Below are 16677 nucleotides of genomic sequence, written 5' to 3'. Positions count from 1 at the left end.
CCACACCCTTGAAGGCAGATATTCAAATAAGCATCCCCCCATCAACACCTATCACCTGACCCGTGACATAACTTGCCATATTAGAGGCCAAAAATGCTGCTACATCAGCAACTTCGCTAGCAAAACCAGCTCTTCCCATGGCTATACTTTGCAAACGGCTTTCATAGGTATTTTCGTTTAATATCTTAACGAGATCAGTTTCAATAAACCCCGGCGCAATGGCATTAACTCGGATTTGTTTACTCGCTAACTCTTTAGCTAAAGATTGAGTAATACCTATCACCGCAGCTTTGCTTCCTGCATAAACAGATTGTCCCGCATTTCCAACTCTTCCCATGATAGAGGCAATATTGATAACTGATCCGGAACCTGCTCGCTCCATTAATCTGGCAGCATACTGAGTACAATAAATCACACTATAAGTGTTAGTTGAAAAACTTCGTTCAAGCTGCTGATGAGTCACCATACCGAGCAAAGCATCATCCATAATGCCAGCATTATTAACAAGTGCATCTAATGTTTTGGTTTGCTTAAATAAATACTGAAATCCTGCTTTTACGGCAAGTGGATCCGATACATCAAAGCATAACGCGTGGCAGTCTGTACCATACTTAGAAACAATTTCAACTCTTACCTGCTCAATTTTGTTTGAATCGAGGCCATTTATCCATAATTCAGCACCTTGCTGAGCAAATTTATGGGCAATAGCTAGGCCGATACCACGATTGGCACCAGTTACTAATGCTTTTTTACCTCGTAATAGTGACATTATGAATTAACGCCATATTTAGCGAGTATCACCCTCGCTTTACCAACACTACTCATATCGATAATGTCATCAGTATCTAAAAGTACGTCATAAGCATCCTCTAGCTGAGCAATTAATCCCATGTGTGCCACGCTATCCCATTCGGGTACAGAGTTGTAGGCTAATTCATCATGGATCTTTTCAATATCGAGCCCTAATGCGTTTGAAAAGAGTACTTCTAATCTGGTCATCTAAAAAATCTCCGCAATTTTTCACGTGCAATAAAATAATCACTTGGAAGTAATTCTAATGCGATAAAATCTTGTTTATTCAACAATACTTGATAGCCTAACTGCTGATTGAGCCTTAAAGCAGAGTGGTTATCGGTTTTCACTAATGTTCTTATCGCCTTGATTTGTAAAGTTTCAAACCCAAAATCTAATTGTGACAATGCAGCTGCTACCGCAAGCATTGGGTGACGTACTGGTGACGGACCTAAATAAATTCCTGCGTCAGCAAGATCTTGCCCAAATAATTCACCAGAAATATTCCCCTTTAAATTGACATAGCCTGCTCGTTGTCCTTTACACCATAAAACCCAATGCTGTTGGTCATTCCGATATTGAATACTTTCAAACCAGTTGCGTTGTTGATTCGGTGATATATAGTCCGTTTGCATCATCTGTAAACGAATATCATCTCGATTACGCCAACGTCTAAGTAGCGGTAAATCACACATTTCGACAGCGCGAAGTTCTACACCATAATTATTCAATTTAATTCTCAACTCTATGCGGTATGAGTTTTCGAGTTTGCCACACAATAGTGTTATACAAACTCCCAACACATAGCCGTACCTGCTGCAATATCCTGTTTGACGGCTTTACCGAGTAATTGATGTAAATATTTTGGAGCAATGCCTAAACCAGGACGAACTGAACGAAGATTATCAACCGTCAAAATATCGCCAGCGCTCATATCCCGACTAACATAAAGAGAGCGCCGATATTTTCTTGATGCAATCTCCTTTGCTGTACATCCATAATGCACTCGTCCTAGGGCTACACGGGCTCTTTCGGTTTCCATAACGAGCGACTTAAACTCCCTCGGCTCAAGGGAAAACTCACTATCAACACCGCCTTCATTTCTATCGATAACAAAATGTTTTTCAATTACGGTACCTCCAAGAATCACAGAAGCAATTGAAACGCCAATCCCTTGCGTGTGGTCAGATAAACCCACTTGACAATCAAATAGTTGTGCTAAATGAGGAATAGTTGATAGATTGGCATCAACTGGCTCAGCAGGATAATGGCTAGTGCACTTTAATAAAATCAAGTCGCGACATCCATGTTGCTTTAATACCGTAACAGCTTCAGCAAGCTCATGAATTTCAGCCATTCCCGTAGACATAATCACAGGTTTACCAGTCTTCGCGACAGCCGCCAGTAAAGCATGATCATTATTTTCAAATGAAGCTATTTTGTAACAAGGTACGTTAAGTTTTTCCAAGTATTCCACTGCCGTTAAATCAAATGGCGTACTAAACGCAACTAAACCTAACGACTTAGCGTAATCAAATAATGGCTGATGCCATTCCCAAGGTGTCATCGCCTCACTATAGAGATCGTAAAGGCTTCTCCCTTTCCATAAGTTGTCTTGGTCCTGAATAAAAAATTCACCATGGCTAACATTTAAGGTAATAGTATCAGGAGTATATGTTTGTAGCTTAATAGCGCTCGCCCCAGCCTCAGCGGCGGCCAATATCATCTCTTTTGCCTTTTCAAGCGATTGCCCATGGTTTCCTGATAATTCTGCAATGACAAATACTGGCTGGCCAGGACCGATGTGACAATGGTCAACTTTGATTACCTGCATGATTTAACTTTCTCCCATACCTGTTGTAGCCAAATGTGTTTTTAAGACATCTAAAACTCTGGGCAAACCATCGTTAGGCTTGATGATGTGTCGCGCATTATTCGATAATTGTTGACGTAATTCTAATGACTCTAAGAGCCTGTTAACCGCTAGAGCAATCTCCTCAGAAGTGACATCCTTAACGTCCCCAAGAAAGAGACAAGCTCCTAATGAAGCAAGGTATTGGGTTGTTGCAATCTGGTTATCGGCAACTGTGATAACAACTGAAGGTACTCCAGTGATACAACGCTCCCAATGGCTACTCCCGCCCGCGCCGAGTGATAAGGTCGCATTTACCATCAACTTTGCAATATAATCGCAGTGCACATGCCACTTTAGGTTCTGACAATCTGCAAATTCCGCAAATAGACTTTCTTTCCAGGGATTCGAGGCCCCCAGAACAACATCAATATTAAAATCTTGAGCTTTGAATTCTGGTTTTAAAACCCGAGTCAGCCCCAACAACGCAGTTCGAGTGACATTTGCGGAGTCACTTCCACCAAAAAAAATTAAAATATTTGGTACTTTTTCGAACAAAATAGGATGGTATTCCAAATAAAACTCATCCCTTAATAAGGCATATTTAGGGCCTAACAATAACAAAGTCTCTTTGTTGACTAAATCCTGATACCGATTACTGAATTCAGGCAATAAATTTTGATCAAGCAGTAAATCACAATCGTGTTTACGATTTGCTAAGTCATCAATCACCATGATTTGCTCGCATTTAAGTCGCATCTTGCGGCAAAAAGACTCACTTAACCCATAATGATCGACAATGAGTAGATGATACTTATTACTTTCAAGTTGTTTAATACAGATATCAGCCTCATTCTGCTGACAATTTACAGGTAGTTCTCTACCAGTAAATGCCAAATCAACCTCATTTATATCTAACTCACAAACACGGTATCCTTGTGCACGTATGTGGGCATTCATATTGCCAAGTGCATTTCGACAAAGAAAGGTAATATCCAGATTAAGGAAGGTTTTCTTTAACGCGTTCGCGAACGCTAAGCAACGGGTAACATGGCCAATACCGATTCTAATAGAAGCATCAACACGAATGGCCAATTTCATAACTTTCCTTGCTTTTTCAATACATCGTATAACACCTCGGCGCGTTCCCAATCCTCTAAGGTATCAATATCTGCAACCATATAATTGGGCAAGAGTTTCATTCGAGACCGAGCACCAAACACTCGAGTTTCCTCATTCAAAAAAGCACTAGCTCTCCCCCAGTAGAACTGACCAGCATCATGATATGTCTCAACTAAATCTTGCGATCGTTGACTAATACTTTTGTTATCAAAGGGTAATACTCCACCATTAGCATCTAACAGCAAAGCCCTTTGGATAGGGAATGAAAAACGGCAAGCTGAGAACACATAATCAAGATTGGGTGTCGATTCTAGTAACTCACCAGCCTCTCGTAAAAACGAGTATTGAAGTAAAGGAGTCGTTGCGTAAATACAACAACAAATATCCACCATATGGCCTAAAGAAACTAACTCATTAAGTGCATGACGTACAACAGGAGTTGTCCCTACAAAATCATCAGCTAGTTCTGTCGGACGCATAAAAGGAATTTCAGCACCAAAAGACTTAGCAATAGTGGCAATTTCCATCGAGTCTGTCGATACAATCACTTTATCAAAGCACCCACTACGTATAGCAGCAGTGATAGGATACGAAATCATTGGCTTACCATTAAAATTGCGAATATTTTTATGCGCAATACGCTTGCTTCCTCCTCGTGCGGGAATAATCGCCACTCTCATATCAACAATTCCCTTAAGTTGTCACAGATATAACCAATCTGCTCAGCAGTAAGATTAGGATATAAAGGCAACGTCAGTATCGACCGATAGAAACGCTCAGCCTCAGGAAATTGTCCAACACTAAACCCGAGTTTCTGATAGTAAGGTTGAAGATGAACAGGAAAATAATGCACATGCACTTGAATGCCTTGAGCACGCATTGCGTCAAAAATCGCTTTACGTTTATCAGGTTGTAATAACCTAATGATAAACAAATGCCTTGCACTGTAGGATTGTTCTATTGGTTCAACAATATTGATAGGTAAGTCAGTAAGTTGACTACGATATATTGCAGCTAATATATTACGTTTTTCCACAAACTCGTTTATCCGAGTTAATTGAGACACTCCGAGAGCAGCTTGCAGATCCGTCATCCGATAATTGAAACCTAAATGGTGCTGCTCATAATACCAGTCGCCCTCTTGCGGCCTTTCCATTAAGGCAGGATCTTTAGTAATACCATGGCTTCGATACATTTCCATTGCGTCAGCAATAGGTTTACTGTTTGTTGTAGCAACCCCGCCTTCAGCCGTGGTAATTATTTTTACCGGATGAAAACTAAAAATTGTAATATCGCTATATTGGCAAGCTCCAATTTTTTTTGATTGGTAAGATCCTCCAATGCCATGGGAGGCATCCTCAATCACTTTAATGCCATACTGTTTAGCCAACTGCGCAATAGCTTGCATATTGCAAGAATGTCCCGCCATATGCACAGCGATGATCACTTTTGGTAACCGACCATTTGCATTAGCCAAGAGCAACTTTGCAGATAAGGCCGAAGACGACATATTTCCCGTCGCAGGTTCAACATCAACAAAATCAATCTCTGCACCGCAATAAAGGGCACAGTTTGCCGAGGCAACAAAGGTAATGGGCGTCGTCCATACCAAATCATTGCTCACAACACCTAAGGCTAAACAAGCGATATGTAATGCCGAAGTAGCACTGTTGACTGCAACACTATAATTAGCACCGACATATTCAGAGATTGCTTGCTCAAATTCAGTAACTTTTGGTCCCTGAGTAAGGAAGCCAGACTGCAGCACATTAATAACTGCATCAATATCAACTTGATTTATATCCTGTTTTCCATAAAGAATCATGATATTGAATCCAGTTTTAGTATTTCATCAATACTTAAAAAATGTGGATTGTTACCCGAGTGGTATTCAAATCCTTGTGAAACTGCTTGACCCTTTTCATTCAACAAGTTTTTTGTATAGTCGTTTTCACGACTAAAAAACTTGATACTTGGCGTTATCACAAAATGGTCAGCAAACTCAATGGTATGGTGTGAGTCATCTCCAGGGCACATCACCTCATGCATTTTCTCACCCGGACGAATACCTACAATCTGTTGCTCCAAATTCGGCCCATAGGCTGCGGCAAGATCAGTGATACGAATAGAAGGAATTTTAGGCACGAAAATTTCACCACCTTGCATTCGAGCAAAGTTTTTCAAAACAAAATCAACACCATCTTGTAATGTAATCCAAAAACGTGTCATATCGGGATGCGTAATGGGCAGCGAAGTCGCCCCATTGGCGATCAGTTGTTTAAAGAAAGGCACAACCGAGCCTCGCGAGCCAACGACATTACCATACCTAACTGCTGCAAAGCGTGTTTTCCCTGAACCAACAATATTGTTAGCGGCTACAAATAGCTTATCAGATGCCAATTTTGTGGCGCCATATAGATTAATTGGACTAGCCGCTTTATCGGTTGATAACGCAATAACTTTTTTGACATTATTACTAATGGCTGCCCTTATCACATTTTCCGCGCCATGGATATTGGTTTTAATACATTCCATGGGATTATACTCAGCAGCGGGAACCTGCTTAAGGGCAGCTGCATGGATCACAAAATCTACATCATTAAATGCCTGCTGCAGCCTATCAGCGTCACGCACATCACCAATAAAATAACGCATACAAGGGGCGTTAAAAACCTGTTGCATTTCATATTGTTTTAGTTCATCACGGGAAAAAATGATCAACCGCTTCGGTTTATAACGTTGTAAAATGGTTTTGGTGTATTTTTGTCCAAATGACCCAGTGCCACCGGTAATCAAAATTGTTTTGTTATCAAACATAGAGTTTCCCGCCCACTATTGAGATCTTCAATTCGCAACTTGTGACAACGATAAGTCAATTTGTCAATGTAGCGCCATACCATACAAAATCCACGCCATAAATTCATATTGAAATAATCAAGAGCAAAAGTACCATACAAACAAGTGATAGTATTATAAAAAAGCACAAATAAAATATTTTTTATAGACTTATTGCTACACTCATAACAAACTCATCATTTAAAAAATTTTTTCAACCTAAACACTTTGGCTTTACACCGTCTACACCGTCAAAAATGCGCTGGAACATAAATTGCATTGTCGAAAAACTGCAATCAAGTGGCATTTATCGTTATGGCACTTAAAGTCTACGTTCAAGTTGTTCCCCAATCGAGGAAAATATGCAACTACAAACCAACATATTGAATAACTTTGCAATAAGTCGCTTCAACGAGTACTACTTACCCAGCATAAATCGCTCTACCTTTGAAGGACTTGACTCCAAAACCATCTATGATGGTAAGTTTAAAAAGGCTTTTTCTCAAAAAGACAGGCTTAATATCATTGTTGGTATGGATTCTGGGTTATTAGCGAATTACATATTAGAAGAAGGCATTCCTGATGGTAGTAAATTTATTATAGTCGAGTTATCTTCAGTATTACCACTATTAGTCATTGATATTCCAACTGAGTTACAAAAAAAACTTATCATTATCGATGAATCACAATTTGATGAAATATTCAAACTAGAAGATATAAAGTTATTTATAGCAAAAACAGAATACAGTATATACTCATCACTTGCAGTAGCAGCTAAACACATTGAAGATTACAACATCTTATTAAATACTGTTGAATCTAGACTGCAAAGTGAACACTTCGAAAATCAAATAAATTTCACTCAAAAAATATTTATCCAAACACAACTAAATAACATTCCAGACAACCATAGCCAAGCAAAATTATTGAGAAATAAATTTAATGGCAAAACAAGTATCGTTATCGCCGGAGGTCCATCTTTGGATGATAACATTGACTGGATTAAAGAAAATCAAAAAGATTTATTTATATTTTCAGTCTCTCGAATTGCAGGAAGATTAGTTAATTATGGTATTACTCCTGATATCGTTGTCAGTGTTGATCCACAAGAGGTCAGCTTCGATGTCAGTCGTGGTATGTTTGATTTAACTAATGAAACACTATTTGTCAATTCATATCATGTTAGCCCAAAAATTTTATCCCAATGGCCAGGAAAGTCCCTTTATATGGGCCAACGCTTACCGTGGGAAAGTGATATAGATCACGATAACATTATCACTGTTGGGCCAACGGTTACTAATAGTTCAGTGCGGCTAGCTATTGAAATGGGGTTTAGCAAGATATTGCTTAGTGGAGTTGATTTTTGCTATTCAAAGTCTGGTTATAGTCATGCAAGTGGGACTATTGAAGCGAGTCTTGGGCCTAGATTAGGTCATAACACTATATGGGTTGAGACCTATGCAGGTTATCAAGCTGAAACATTAATACAGCTAAAACATGCTATGGAAGCTCTCGAACAAGAAGCAAAAAACAATCCTCAAGTTGAAATGTTTAATTTATGTAGTAACGCAGCTAAAATCCAAGGGATATCTCACATTGCCCCACAAGCGATCACATTAGATATATTTGGTTCAAAAAAAATAGATAATATTGATTGGTCATCGAGTGATATTAAAAAAGATCTATTATATATACAAAAAAAATGTATTAAAACTAAAGATGAATTAACCAAGCTGCTTTCATTATCAAAAAAAGCACAAGTGTTGTCTACCAACCTAACATTAAATTCAAAATCATCAGCGAATGTACTTGATGAGATAAATAAAATAGAATACAAAATAAACAAAAAATATTCAGAACTAGCAAAGCTAGCTAAATTTTATGGTTATTTTGAGTTCTCCCATTTTTTAACGACACGAGAAACTGAAACCTGGTCTCAGTCGCATATAAATGAAATGACGAAAAGATACTATGATGCACTATCCTCTAGCTGCTCGAATATTTTAAATTTAGTTGAAAATGCCTGTAATAAAATACAATTTAGGTTAAATGAACTAGGCGATACTCCATTATCAGACTTAGCGTCAAAGTGGAAAAATGAAGGTCAGCCGGGTAGAGGCATTATTTGGCAAAATATGCACAAAACACGAGTATTTAGTGTAGATGAACAATCATTATTGCTAGAGATTCATGAGCTATATCAAAAAAGTCTTACTGAGGTTAGACAAACCTATGTTGACAAGTTAACAGCAGGCTCCTCAATGGAACGTGTTTATACCAAAATCATACGACTAAACCAGTCACAACATCATCAAGGTCTCACGCTTATTGTCGATAATTTAAAGTCGATAATTGATACTAATCCAGAAGCTAACAGATTGTATCATTTAGCTTTATCATTCAAGTTAAACCTAGAACAACAGCCTGAGCAAGCCTTAAAGGTTCTATTGGCACTGCCTGAACACCTCTATACAGAGATGGAGTTAAAACAAATTATTTTACTCGCATTAAAGCAAAGAGATTTAGAGCTTGCATCATCAACACTTGTCAAAATTTTGGCTCATAGTGATGAATATATGCCACAATATGCGTATATTTTGAAACTACAAGGGAAAGTCCAAGAGTCGATCAATATTTACCTCGACTACCTAGAGAAGTATCCTTCAGATACACAAACATGGGTCAAACTTGGATTGTTTATGGTTGAAATTAACCAGATAGAACCAGCTCATACCGCATTTTCTAATGCAGTAAATGCTGATCCTACGAATCAAGTTGCACAACACTATTTAACTGAACTCACACAATTAATGACGCCACCACTTTAGCCCTAATATTGGCCGAACCCAACGCCATGGGTTCGGCCATTTCATAAATATCCTATAATCCGTATAATCAACAGCATTCAAATTATTGGCTTTTCACCATATTTAGGAGACTTTTTTGGCCTATACCTATATACCTTTAGAAACCTACCGCCGTAAGTGGATTTTCAACCACAAAGATTTACCAGTAACCGCCGAAGACAAGGCTTATATCCTACCATTGACGGATAAAAGTGCGATGGATGTATGGAATCAATGGATTAGCAATAAAAGTAGTTGTGCTGAGCAATTCACTAAAGGTGATTGGGCTGCCAAAGCCAATGCTTGGACAAAAACCGATCACTGGCAAGGTGTTTGGGATAGTGAAGATAGTGATTTACCTGTCATGTTGGCCGAGTTCATTCAATGGCCTGATGAGACCCCAGTCTTTTTTTGCTATGAAAAATACCAAGTTATAGAAACTCGATGGGATGTTTTTGTGCGGAATTGGAAGTGTTTTTTATTTTTTGATGATGGCCCAATCCTTATATCACCAAAACAAAAACAAGCGGTAATGTTCGAACAAAATGGTCAATATAAACTAGGCGTTCGCGGTTAAGATAACCATAACTAAAACAATATGATAAGAGGTGTATTATGAAGTTACTCTCTACCTTTACCTTACTAACAATGCTACTTTTACCTAATATCTCAATGGCAAAAGATATCTCTGGTGTACAAGTGGCTGACACTATCACGCTAGAAAATGTCTCTTTAGTACTCAATGGTGCCGGTGTTCGTAGCAAGTTTTTTATGGATTTATATGTTGGTAGCCTCTATGTGCCAGCACCTTTATCCACAACTAACGCAGTAATTGATGCGCCAGTAGCAGCCATTCGTCTCAATATTACGTCAAGCATGATCACCTCAGATAAAATGCGTGAAGCTATTACAGAAGGTTTTGAGCAGGCGACGGCGGATAACACCACGGATATTCAGGCACAAATCGATACTTTTATGGCATTGTTTAATGAAGACATAAAAGAAGGCGACCAATTCACACTGCTGACAAGCAAAGAGCAAGGCGTGGCAGCCTATAAGAATGATCAGGAACAAGCCACCATCAAAGGTGAAATGTTCCGTCAGGCATTACTAAAAATTTGGCTTGGTGATAAACCTGCCCAGAAAAGCCTTAAAGCAGCAATGCTGGGCCAATAGCTAGATGAATAAACGGAATTAAAATTTAAATTCAATATCCAAGGCGGCTGCGCCTTGGTTATCCATATCAACAGCAGCTTGACGCGTCACTTCTAGCTCGCCATTAAAATAGTAACCAGCATAAAGATTAACAGATACTGCAGGCGTAGCTTGCCAACCACCGCGGACATACCCCACCCATTCGTTAATTTCCACTGCAGTATCATCGTCTTCGATTAAGAATCTTTCGGTACGCTTCGAACTACCAAATCCAATATTCCAATCGGAATTAAATTGATAACTTAGCTCTAATCCTGCAGGACCACTAAAACCGGCTTTAAAAGGATTAGCAAGTGCCCAATTGTCATTTATCTGCCATCGCATCGCAAGATATGGAACGGTGCGAACTTCATCAATATCATTGAGATAAGCCACCCCAAAACCTATCATGTTGCCAAAATCAAACACATACATTGCAGAAGCCACGACACCATAACTCTGAGCATGGTTAAAGGATGCCGTATCTGCATAGGCATATTCGAGCTGCGGCGCTAAAAAAAATGCCCAATGCTTATCTAAACGGTAAGTTAAAGACACACCAGCACGATAACGATTGATATCATCCCAAGCCTGTCCATCTGCCCCAAACAATGATGAAACATTGTTTGCTCCTGTCAAATTGATATTGCGCCAATCGTAATCCAGCCTGTCGTATCCAAAATTAATACCGACTGACCACTGTCTGTTTAAAGGAACATTTACTCCTGCGTTAAGTAATAAAGTATCCCGTTGTAGCTCGGTATTGCTATCCGACACCTCTGCACTTTGAGTGCTGACTTGGGCAATACTTAATTTAAACGGTTTTCGCTCTGGAGCCGTGTCTTCCGCCCCTATAGCAACACTCGTTAACATAGGAAGGAGCAGCAAACTTCTTTTAAACGCTGCAATAATCGAGCTTCTTTGTAGATGACTTAGATTTGCCACACTGACCCCTTGAGATATAAAACGTAGATAAATTTGGCGAATAATACGCTTTATCTAATAGAAAATTTAGATGCTGAGCATAATGTAACAAATTGAAACACATTACATTGAAAAACATCAGCCAACACGGTACGCCCTTAAAAACATATCGGCACAGCCGTGAATATATTCCTCTCGCTCTAACATGAGTCCTTCAGTCTCAAGCCCCAATTCTAGCCTAAGTTTTAACTCGCCAAACAGCATCAAACACAGACGCACCGCACTTTGATGGGCATTGCCAAACTTATACCTCCCCAGCGCTTCGACCGCCAGTAAATAATCCGCCAATATGCCCACTATCTGCTGTGGCCCTGCTTCAAAAAATAGTCGTGAGACTTCAGGATGACTCTCTGATTGAGCCACACAAGCTTTAAATACGGTGATAGCTTCCGGACTCACTATCATCTCGCCAAACTGCAGTGCAAATTGAGTCAGGGCAGCTTCTGGCTGACTTGGATCATTAAGTAAATCATCATGCAGATTATGGCCTACACATTTAGATTCTATTGCTGCAACAAATAATTCATCTTTACTGCCGTAATGGGAATACACGGTTTGTTTTGAGACTCCTGCAAGTTTAGCAACCTCATCCATACTGGTGTGAGGAAAACCTTGGCGGCAAAATAAATCAATTGCTGCGACAAGGACTTGCTGCCTTTTTTGCTCACTTCGGCTCAAAGGTAATTGCATCTCTGTAGGCTGCGTCATATCAACACTCTCATTTATTGACACGATAAATATGTATTAGTTAAACACAAAATAGACTAGACAGTCTAGTTCTACACATCTAGACTAACAAGTCTAGTTACATAGAGTTAACGTAAAACCCACAATGGATGGACTGAAATGAATCGAGCTGCCCGACGCTTTTGGCGCGCTAGTGCTATCAGCGTATTTGCCTTAGTGGTATTAAGTGCCTGCCAAAGAGAAGTCACAGAGCATGCCAACTCAGCCTCATTACAAAAAGTGGTCACAATGCCGCTAGTGTTCACATCGAGCTATCAACGTGAGCAAATATTCACAGGTACAATACGTGCGGGTAATACTACGGGTATAGGATTTGAACTATCAGGTAAATTGAGCGAACTCTATGTCGATAGCGGAACTAAGGTCGTACAAGGCCAAGCCCTTGCGAAATTAGATACGCACCTACTCGAGGCTGAGCGCCAAGAGATACAAGCAAGCCTTGCACAAACTCAAGCCGATGTAGATCTTGCAAGTAGTACCCTAAAACGTAATCTTGAGCTTAAAAAGTCAGGTTATGTGTCAGAACAATTACTCGATGAAAATCGTAGTCAATTAGTTAGTTTAGAATCGGCTAAACAGCGGCTGATGGCCTCTCAACACGCGAATCGACTAAAACTTGATAAATCACAGTTATTAGCGCCATTTGATGGTTCGATAAGCCAACGTCTTCATAGTCTAGGGGAAGTGGTATCCACCGGAAGCCCTGTATTTACCTTAGTGGGCCATATGAATCCAGAGGCGTACATTGGTATTCCTGTGGATATTGCGGATCAATTTAGTCACGGAAAACAGGTTAATGTTAGTGTAAAAGGTCAACATTTTACCGCCACAATTGCGGGTATTAGTGCAGAGGTCAATCCAATCAGCCGCACCTTACAGTTACGCATTAGCCTACCAAAAGAATCAAGTGTTATTAATGGTGAAATAGTGTATTTACATCAACAACAACACGTGACTCAAGCGGGTTATTGGGTGCCGATTTCAGCACTAACCGATGGTATTCGCGGTCTCTGGAATATCTACATAGTCACATCAGACAAGGCCGAAGCAAAGATTGAACGCCGCGATGTGGAAATTATCTACACGACCCAAGATATGGCTTATATCCAAGGGGCAATACAAGAAAATGAACACTATGTTAGCCAAGGGCTACAAAAATTAGTTGTGGGTCAAGCCGTATCCCCTGTAATCCTTTCTGGTACGAGGCAATAATGATCAAAGCCTTTGTCGAAAATGGTCGTTTAGTCAGTCTCGTGATCGCTCTCCTTATCGTTGCGGGTTTAGGCGCGATATCGAGTCTACCCCGTACGGAAGATCCCCATATTACCAACCGTTTTGCTTCCGTGATCACCTCCTATCCCGGCGCTTCTGCTGAAAGAGTTGAAGCCTTAGTCACTGAAGTAATAGAAAATCAGCTTAGACGATTAGAGGAAATTAAGCTCATTCAATCGACTTCAAGGCCAGGGGTGTCAGTTATTCAATTAGAACTAAAAGATACCGTGATGGAAACAGCACCAGTATGGTCACGGGCGCGTGATTTATTAGCCGATGCAAAGGCCAATCTACCCAATGGCATTCAAACACCCACCTTAGATGACCAGATTGGTTATGCTTATACTGCCATTTTAAGCTTAGTATGGAATGCTGATACCCCAATTCGAGCAGACATCTTGAACCGCTACGCCAAGGAACTGCAAAGTCGCTTGCGGCTTTTACCGGGTACGGATTTTGTCAAACTCTACGGCGCACCCACCGAAGAAATTTTAGTTCAACTCAACGGTAGCCAAATGAGCCAGTTACAGCTCACGCCCTCTACAGTTGCCCAAATATTAACTAATGCTGATAGTAAAATTTCCGCTGGAGAAATTAATAACACTACATTTCGCGCCTTGGTTGAAGTATCGGGTGAACTTGACTCACAAACCCGTATTCGCCAAGTACCACTAAAAATTGACACTCAAGGGCAAATTATTCGCCTTGGGGATATTGCGACTGTAACTCGCCAATCTCAAACACCAGCCGACAGCATAGCGTTAGTTGATGGTAAGCAAAGCGTATTAGTTGCAGTACGGATGCTCGATAATACTCGAGTTGATCTTTGGCAAGCTCAAGTTAATAAGGTGGTCGACGAACTCAGCCGCGATGTACCAGCAAATATCACCATACAATGGTTGTTCGAGCAAAATAGTTACACCAGCGTGCGTCTTGGTGATCTTGTCATCAACCTACTTCAAGGGTTTATTATCATTTTATTAGTGCTGCTACTCACCCTTGGCGTAAGAAATGCCATTATTGTAGCGATATCTTTACCCTTAACAGCGCTATTTACATTAGCTTGTATGAAATATATCAACCTCCCTATACACCAAATGTCAGTGACAGGTCTGGTCGTAGCCCTTGGGATCATGGTGGATAACGCCATTGTGATAGTCGATGCCATAGCCCAGCGCCGCCAACAGGGAATGAGCCGGCTAGCGGCGGTCAGTAAAACCTTGCATCATCTTTGGCTGCCATTAGCTGGCTCGACTATTACCACTATATTGGCCTTTGCCCCTATTGTCTTAATGCCAGGAGCTGCGGGTGAGTTTGTAGGCGGTATTGCCATGTCAGTGATATTTGCATTGCTGGGTTCATACCTTATTTCCCATACCTTAATTGCAGGCTTAGCGGGACGCTTCAGTATCGATGGTAAACATGATGCTTGGTACCAACATGGGATCCGTATGCCCCTCTTGAGTCATTATTTCCAAGCTAGCTTACGATTTGCACTTAACAGACCCATAATAAGTGCCATTGCAATAGGCGTTATTCCAGCACTGGGCTTCTATGCTTCAGGTAAAATGACGGAGCAATTTTTTCCCCCATCAGACAGAGATATGTTCCAGATTGAGATTTACCTTGCTCCTCATGTCAGCCTTGAAAATACACTCAATCAAGTACAATTAATCGATAATACATTACGAAGTATTAATGGCATTACCCAAGTGGATTGGGTTGTTGGGGGTAATAGTCCCTCCTTTTACTATAACTTAACTCAGCGCCAGCAAGGTGCGGCCAATTATGCACAGGCCATGGTGAAAGTGACCGATTTTAAGCGTGCTAACGCCTTGATCCCTGAGTTACAGCAACAATTGGACTCCGCTTTTCCAGAGGTGCAGGTCTTAGTCCGAAAATTAGAGCAAGGCCCACCTTTCAATGCGCCAGTGGAACTGATGATCTTCGGCTCTAATCTTGATACGTTACGAGCCATTGGAGATGAAATTCGCCTTATCCTCTCAAAGACCCCTGATGTACTTCATACCCGTGCAACCTTAAGTGCTGGCGCACCAAAGGTATGGTTAGAAGTGAATGAAGATGCGAGCTTAATGAGTGGTTTAAGCCTAACGGAGATTGCAAAGCAAATTCAAATGTCGACCACAGGTGTCATTGGTGGAAGCATACTCGAGCAAACAGAATCCTTGCCAATAAGAGTTCGCTTGAGCGATGAAAATCGCGAGCAAGTCAATCGCCTATCAGAAATTCAATTAGTTTCTCCCTCTGGAGAGACGGTATCGCTTTCAGCACTCTCCCATAGTGAGATACACGTTAGCCGCGGAGCCATTCCAAGGCGTAATGGCCAAAGGGTAAATACGATTGAAACCTATATCGTCAGCGGTGTTTTGCCCGCTCAAGTGCTCAATGATGTCAAAGATAAAATAGCACAACTCACCTTACCTTCAGGTTATCGCATTGAAATTGGTGGTGAAAGTGCAAAACGTAATGAGGCTGTAGGCAATTTACTATCGAGTGTTATGTTAGTAGTGACCTTGCTATTAGCAACCGTAGTGCTGTCATTTAACTCTTTTAGGCTCACCGCCATTATTCTACTAAGCGCTATGCAATCGGCTGGTTTAGGCTTATTAGCCGTGTTTGTTTTTGGCTATCCCTTTGGTTTCCCTGTCATTATTGGTTTATTGGGGCTAATGGGACTCGCAATAAACGCTGCCATAGTGATCTTGGCTGAGCTCGAAGAGATACCAGCGGCAAGGCTTGGAGATAAAGATGTCATTATCACTACGGTGAGTAGCTGTGGTCGTCATATAGGTTCAACAACGGTTACCACGGTAGGTGGATTTATTCCCTTAATTATTGCAGGTGGTGGATTTTGGCCCCCCTTCGCTATTGCGATTGCGGGTGGCACACTCCTAACAACCTTGCTATCACTCGTCTGGGTACCCACAATGTATTTACTTCTAATGAATACTCGACAACTGAAAACTGATAGATACGCCAACGCGCAGGAGCATTAACACTATCGTTTTGATA

Annotated in this window: 15 protein-coding genes; 5 read left to right on the top strand and 10 right to left on the bottom strand. The window is 40.6% G+C overall.

Annotated elements, in window-relative coordinates; translation table 11 throughout:
• Positions 1-22: 22 nt before the first annotated feature.
• The 8 genes from SPUTW3181_RS07185 to pseB are packed head-to-tail and all read right to left on the bottom strand — an operon-like array spanning position 23 to position 6583.
• The gene (locus SPUTW3181_RS07185; protein WP_011788734.1) at positions 23-769 is read right to left on the bottom strand and encodes an SDR family NAD(P)-dependent oxidoreductase; all 747 of its coding nucleotides are present in this window, start codon (positions 767-769) and stop codon (positions 23-25) included.
• Entirely contained in the window at positions 769-999 is a 231-nt protein-coding gene (locus SPUTW3181_RS07180) for an acyl carrier protein (RefSeq protein WP_011788733.1), read from the bottom strand. The genes SPUTW3181_RS07185 and SPUTW3181_RS07180 overlap by 1 nt, the downstream gene beginning before the upstream one ends.
• Positions 996-1523: a GNAT family N-acetyltransferase gene (locus tag SPUTW3181_RS07175; protein WP_227498147.1), complete on the bottom strand. Its 528-nt coding sequence runs from the start codon at positions 1521-1523 to the stop codon at positions 996-998. The genes SPUTW3181_RS07180 and SPUTW3181_RS07175 overlap by 4 nt, the downstream gene beginning before the upstream one ends.
• A gap of 53 nt (positions 1524-1576) precedes the next feature.
• Positions 1577-2626 (bottom strand): pseudaminic acid synthase, encoded by a 1050-nt coding sequence (gene pseI / locus SPUTW3181_RS07170; protein WP_011788731.1) that lies wholly within the window; start codon positions 2624-2626, stop codon positions 1577-1579.
• Positions 2627-2629: 3 nt separating this feature from the next.
• On the bottom strand, positions 2630-3745 hold the full coding sequence (pseG, locus tag SPUTW3181_RS07165) for a UDP-2,4-diacetamido-2,4,6-trideoxy-beta-L-altropyranose hydrolase (protein ID WP_011788730.1): 1116 nt from the start codon (positions 3743-3745) through the stop codon (positions 2630-2632).
• A complete protein-coding gene (gene pseF / locus SPUTW3181_RS07160; RefSeq protein ID WP_011788729.1) occupies positions 3742-4446 on the bottom strand; it encodes a pseudaminic acid cytidylyltransferase in 705 nt (234 codons plus the stop codon). The genes pseG and pseF overlap by 4 nt, the downstream gene beginning before the upstream one ends.
• Positions 4443-5591 (bottom strand): UDP-4-amino-4,6-dideoxy-N-acetyl-beta-L-altrosamine transaminase, encoded by a 1149-nt coding sequence (pseC, locus tag SPUTW3181_RS07155; protein WP_011788728.1) that lies wholly within the window; start codon positions 5589-5591, stop codon positions 4443-4445. Before pseC ends, pseF begins: the two co-directional genes overlap by 4 nt.
• Positions 5588-6583: a UDP-N-acetylglucosamine 4,6-dehydratase (inverting) gene (pseB, locus tag SPUTW3181_RS07150; RefSeq protein WP_011788727.1), complete on the bottom strand. Its 996-nt coding sequence runs from the start codon at positions 6581-6583 to the stop codon at positions 5588-5590. The genes pseC and pseB overlap by 4 nt, the downstream gene beginning before the upstream one ends.
• Positions 6584-6963: 380 nt before the next feature.
• Here pseB and SPUTW3181_RS07145 point away from each other — a divergent pair, with 380 nt between their 5' ends.
• The 3 genes from SPUTW3181_RS07145 to SPUTW3181_RS07135 all read left to right on the top strand — a co-directional run bounded on the left by SPUTW3181_RS07145 (position 6964) and on the right by SPUTW3181_RS07135 (position 10623).
• Positions 6964-9429: a 6-hydroxymethylpterin diphosphokinase MptE-like protein gene (locus SPUTW3181_RS07145; protein WP_011788726.1), complete on the top strand. Its 2466-nt coding sequence runs from the start codon at positions 6964-6966 to the stop codon at positions 9427-9429.
• A 115-nt stretch (positions 9430-9544) separates the two neighbouring features.
• Positions 9545-10024 (top strand): DUF2947 domain-containing protein, encoded by a 480-nt coding sequence (locus SPUTW3181_RS07140; protein ID WP_011788725.1) that lies wholly within the window; start codon positions 9545-9547, stop codon positions 10022-10024.
• 38 nt (positions 10025-10062) lie between these two features.
• On the top strand, positions 10063-10623 hold the full coding sequence (locus tag SPUTW3181_RS07135; protein WP_011788724.1) for a chalcone isomerase family protein: 561 nt from the start codon (positions 10063-10065) through the stop codon (positions 10621-10623).
• A gap of 18 nt (positions 10624-10641) precedes the next feature.
• Here the strand turns inward: SPUTW3181_RS07135 and SPUTW3181_RS07130 are convergent, their stop codons facing one another.
• Both SPUTW3181_RS07130 and SPUTW3181_RS07125 read right to left on the bottom strand, forming a co-directional pair.
• Positions 10642-11586 (bottom strand): DUF6268 family outer membrane beta-barrel protein, encoded by a 945-nt coding sequence (locus tag SPUTW3181_RS07130; protein ID WP_011788723.1) that lies wholly within the window; start codon positions 11584-11586, stop codon positions 10642-10644.
• A 117-nt stretch (positions 11587-11703) separates the two neighbouring features.
• Positions 11704-12333, bottom strand: coding sequence for a TetR/AcrR family transcriptional regulator (locus SPUTW3181_RS07125; protein ID WP_011788722.1), 630 nt, complete (start codon positions 12331-12333; stop codon positions 11704-11706).
• Positions 12334-12471: 138 nt separating this feature from the next.
• On the opposite strand from SPUTW3181_RS07125, the gene SPUTW3181_RS07120 reads away from it, so the two are divergent.
• Entirely contained in the window at positions 12472-13584 is a 1113-nt protein-coding gene (locus SPUTW3181_RS07120) for an efflux RND transporter periplasmic adaptor subunit (protein ID WP_011788721.1), read from the top strand.
• Entirely contained in the window at positions 13584-16661 is a 3078-nt protein-coding gene (locus SPUTW3181_RS07115; RefSeq protein ID WP_011788720.1) for an efflux RND transporter permease subunit, read from the top strand. The genes SPUTW3181_RS07120 and SPUTW3181_RS07115 overlap by 1 nt, the downstream gene beginning before the upstream one ends.
• Positions 16662-16677: the final 16 nt, after the last annotated feature.

The sequence above is a fragment of the Shewanella sp. W3-18-1 genome (assembly GCF_000015185.1).
Classification (GTDB): Bacteria; Pseudomonadota; Gammaproteobacteria; order Enterobacterales; family Shewanellaceae; genus Shewanella; species Shewanella putrefaciens.
The sequence above is the reverse complement of the archived record's forward strand: the minus strand, read 5'-3'. Positions and strand labels throughout refer to the sequence as shown.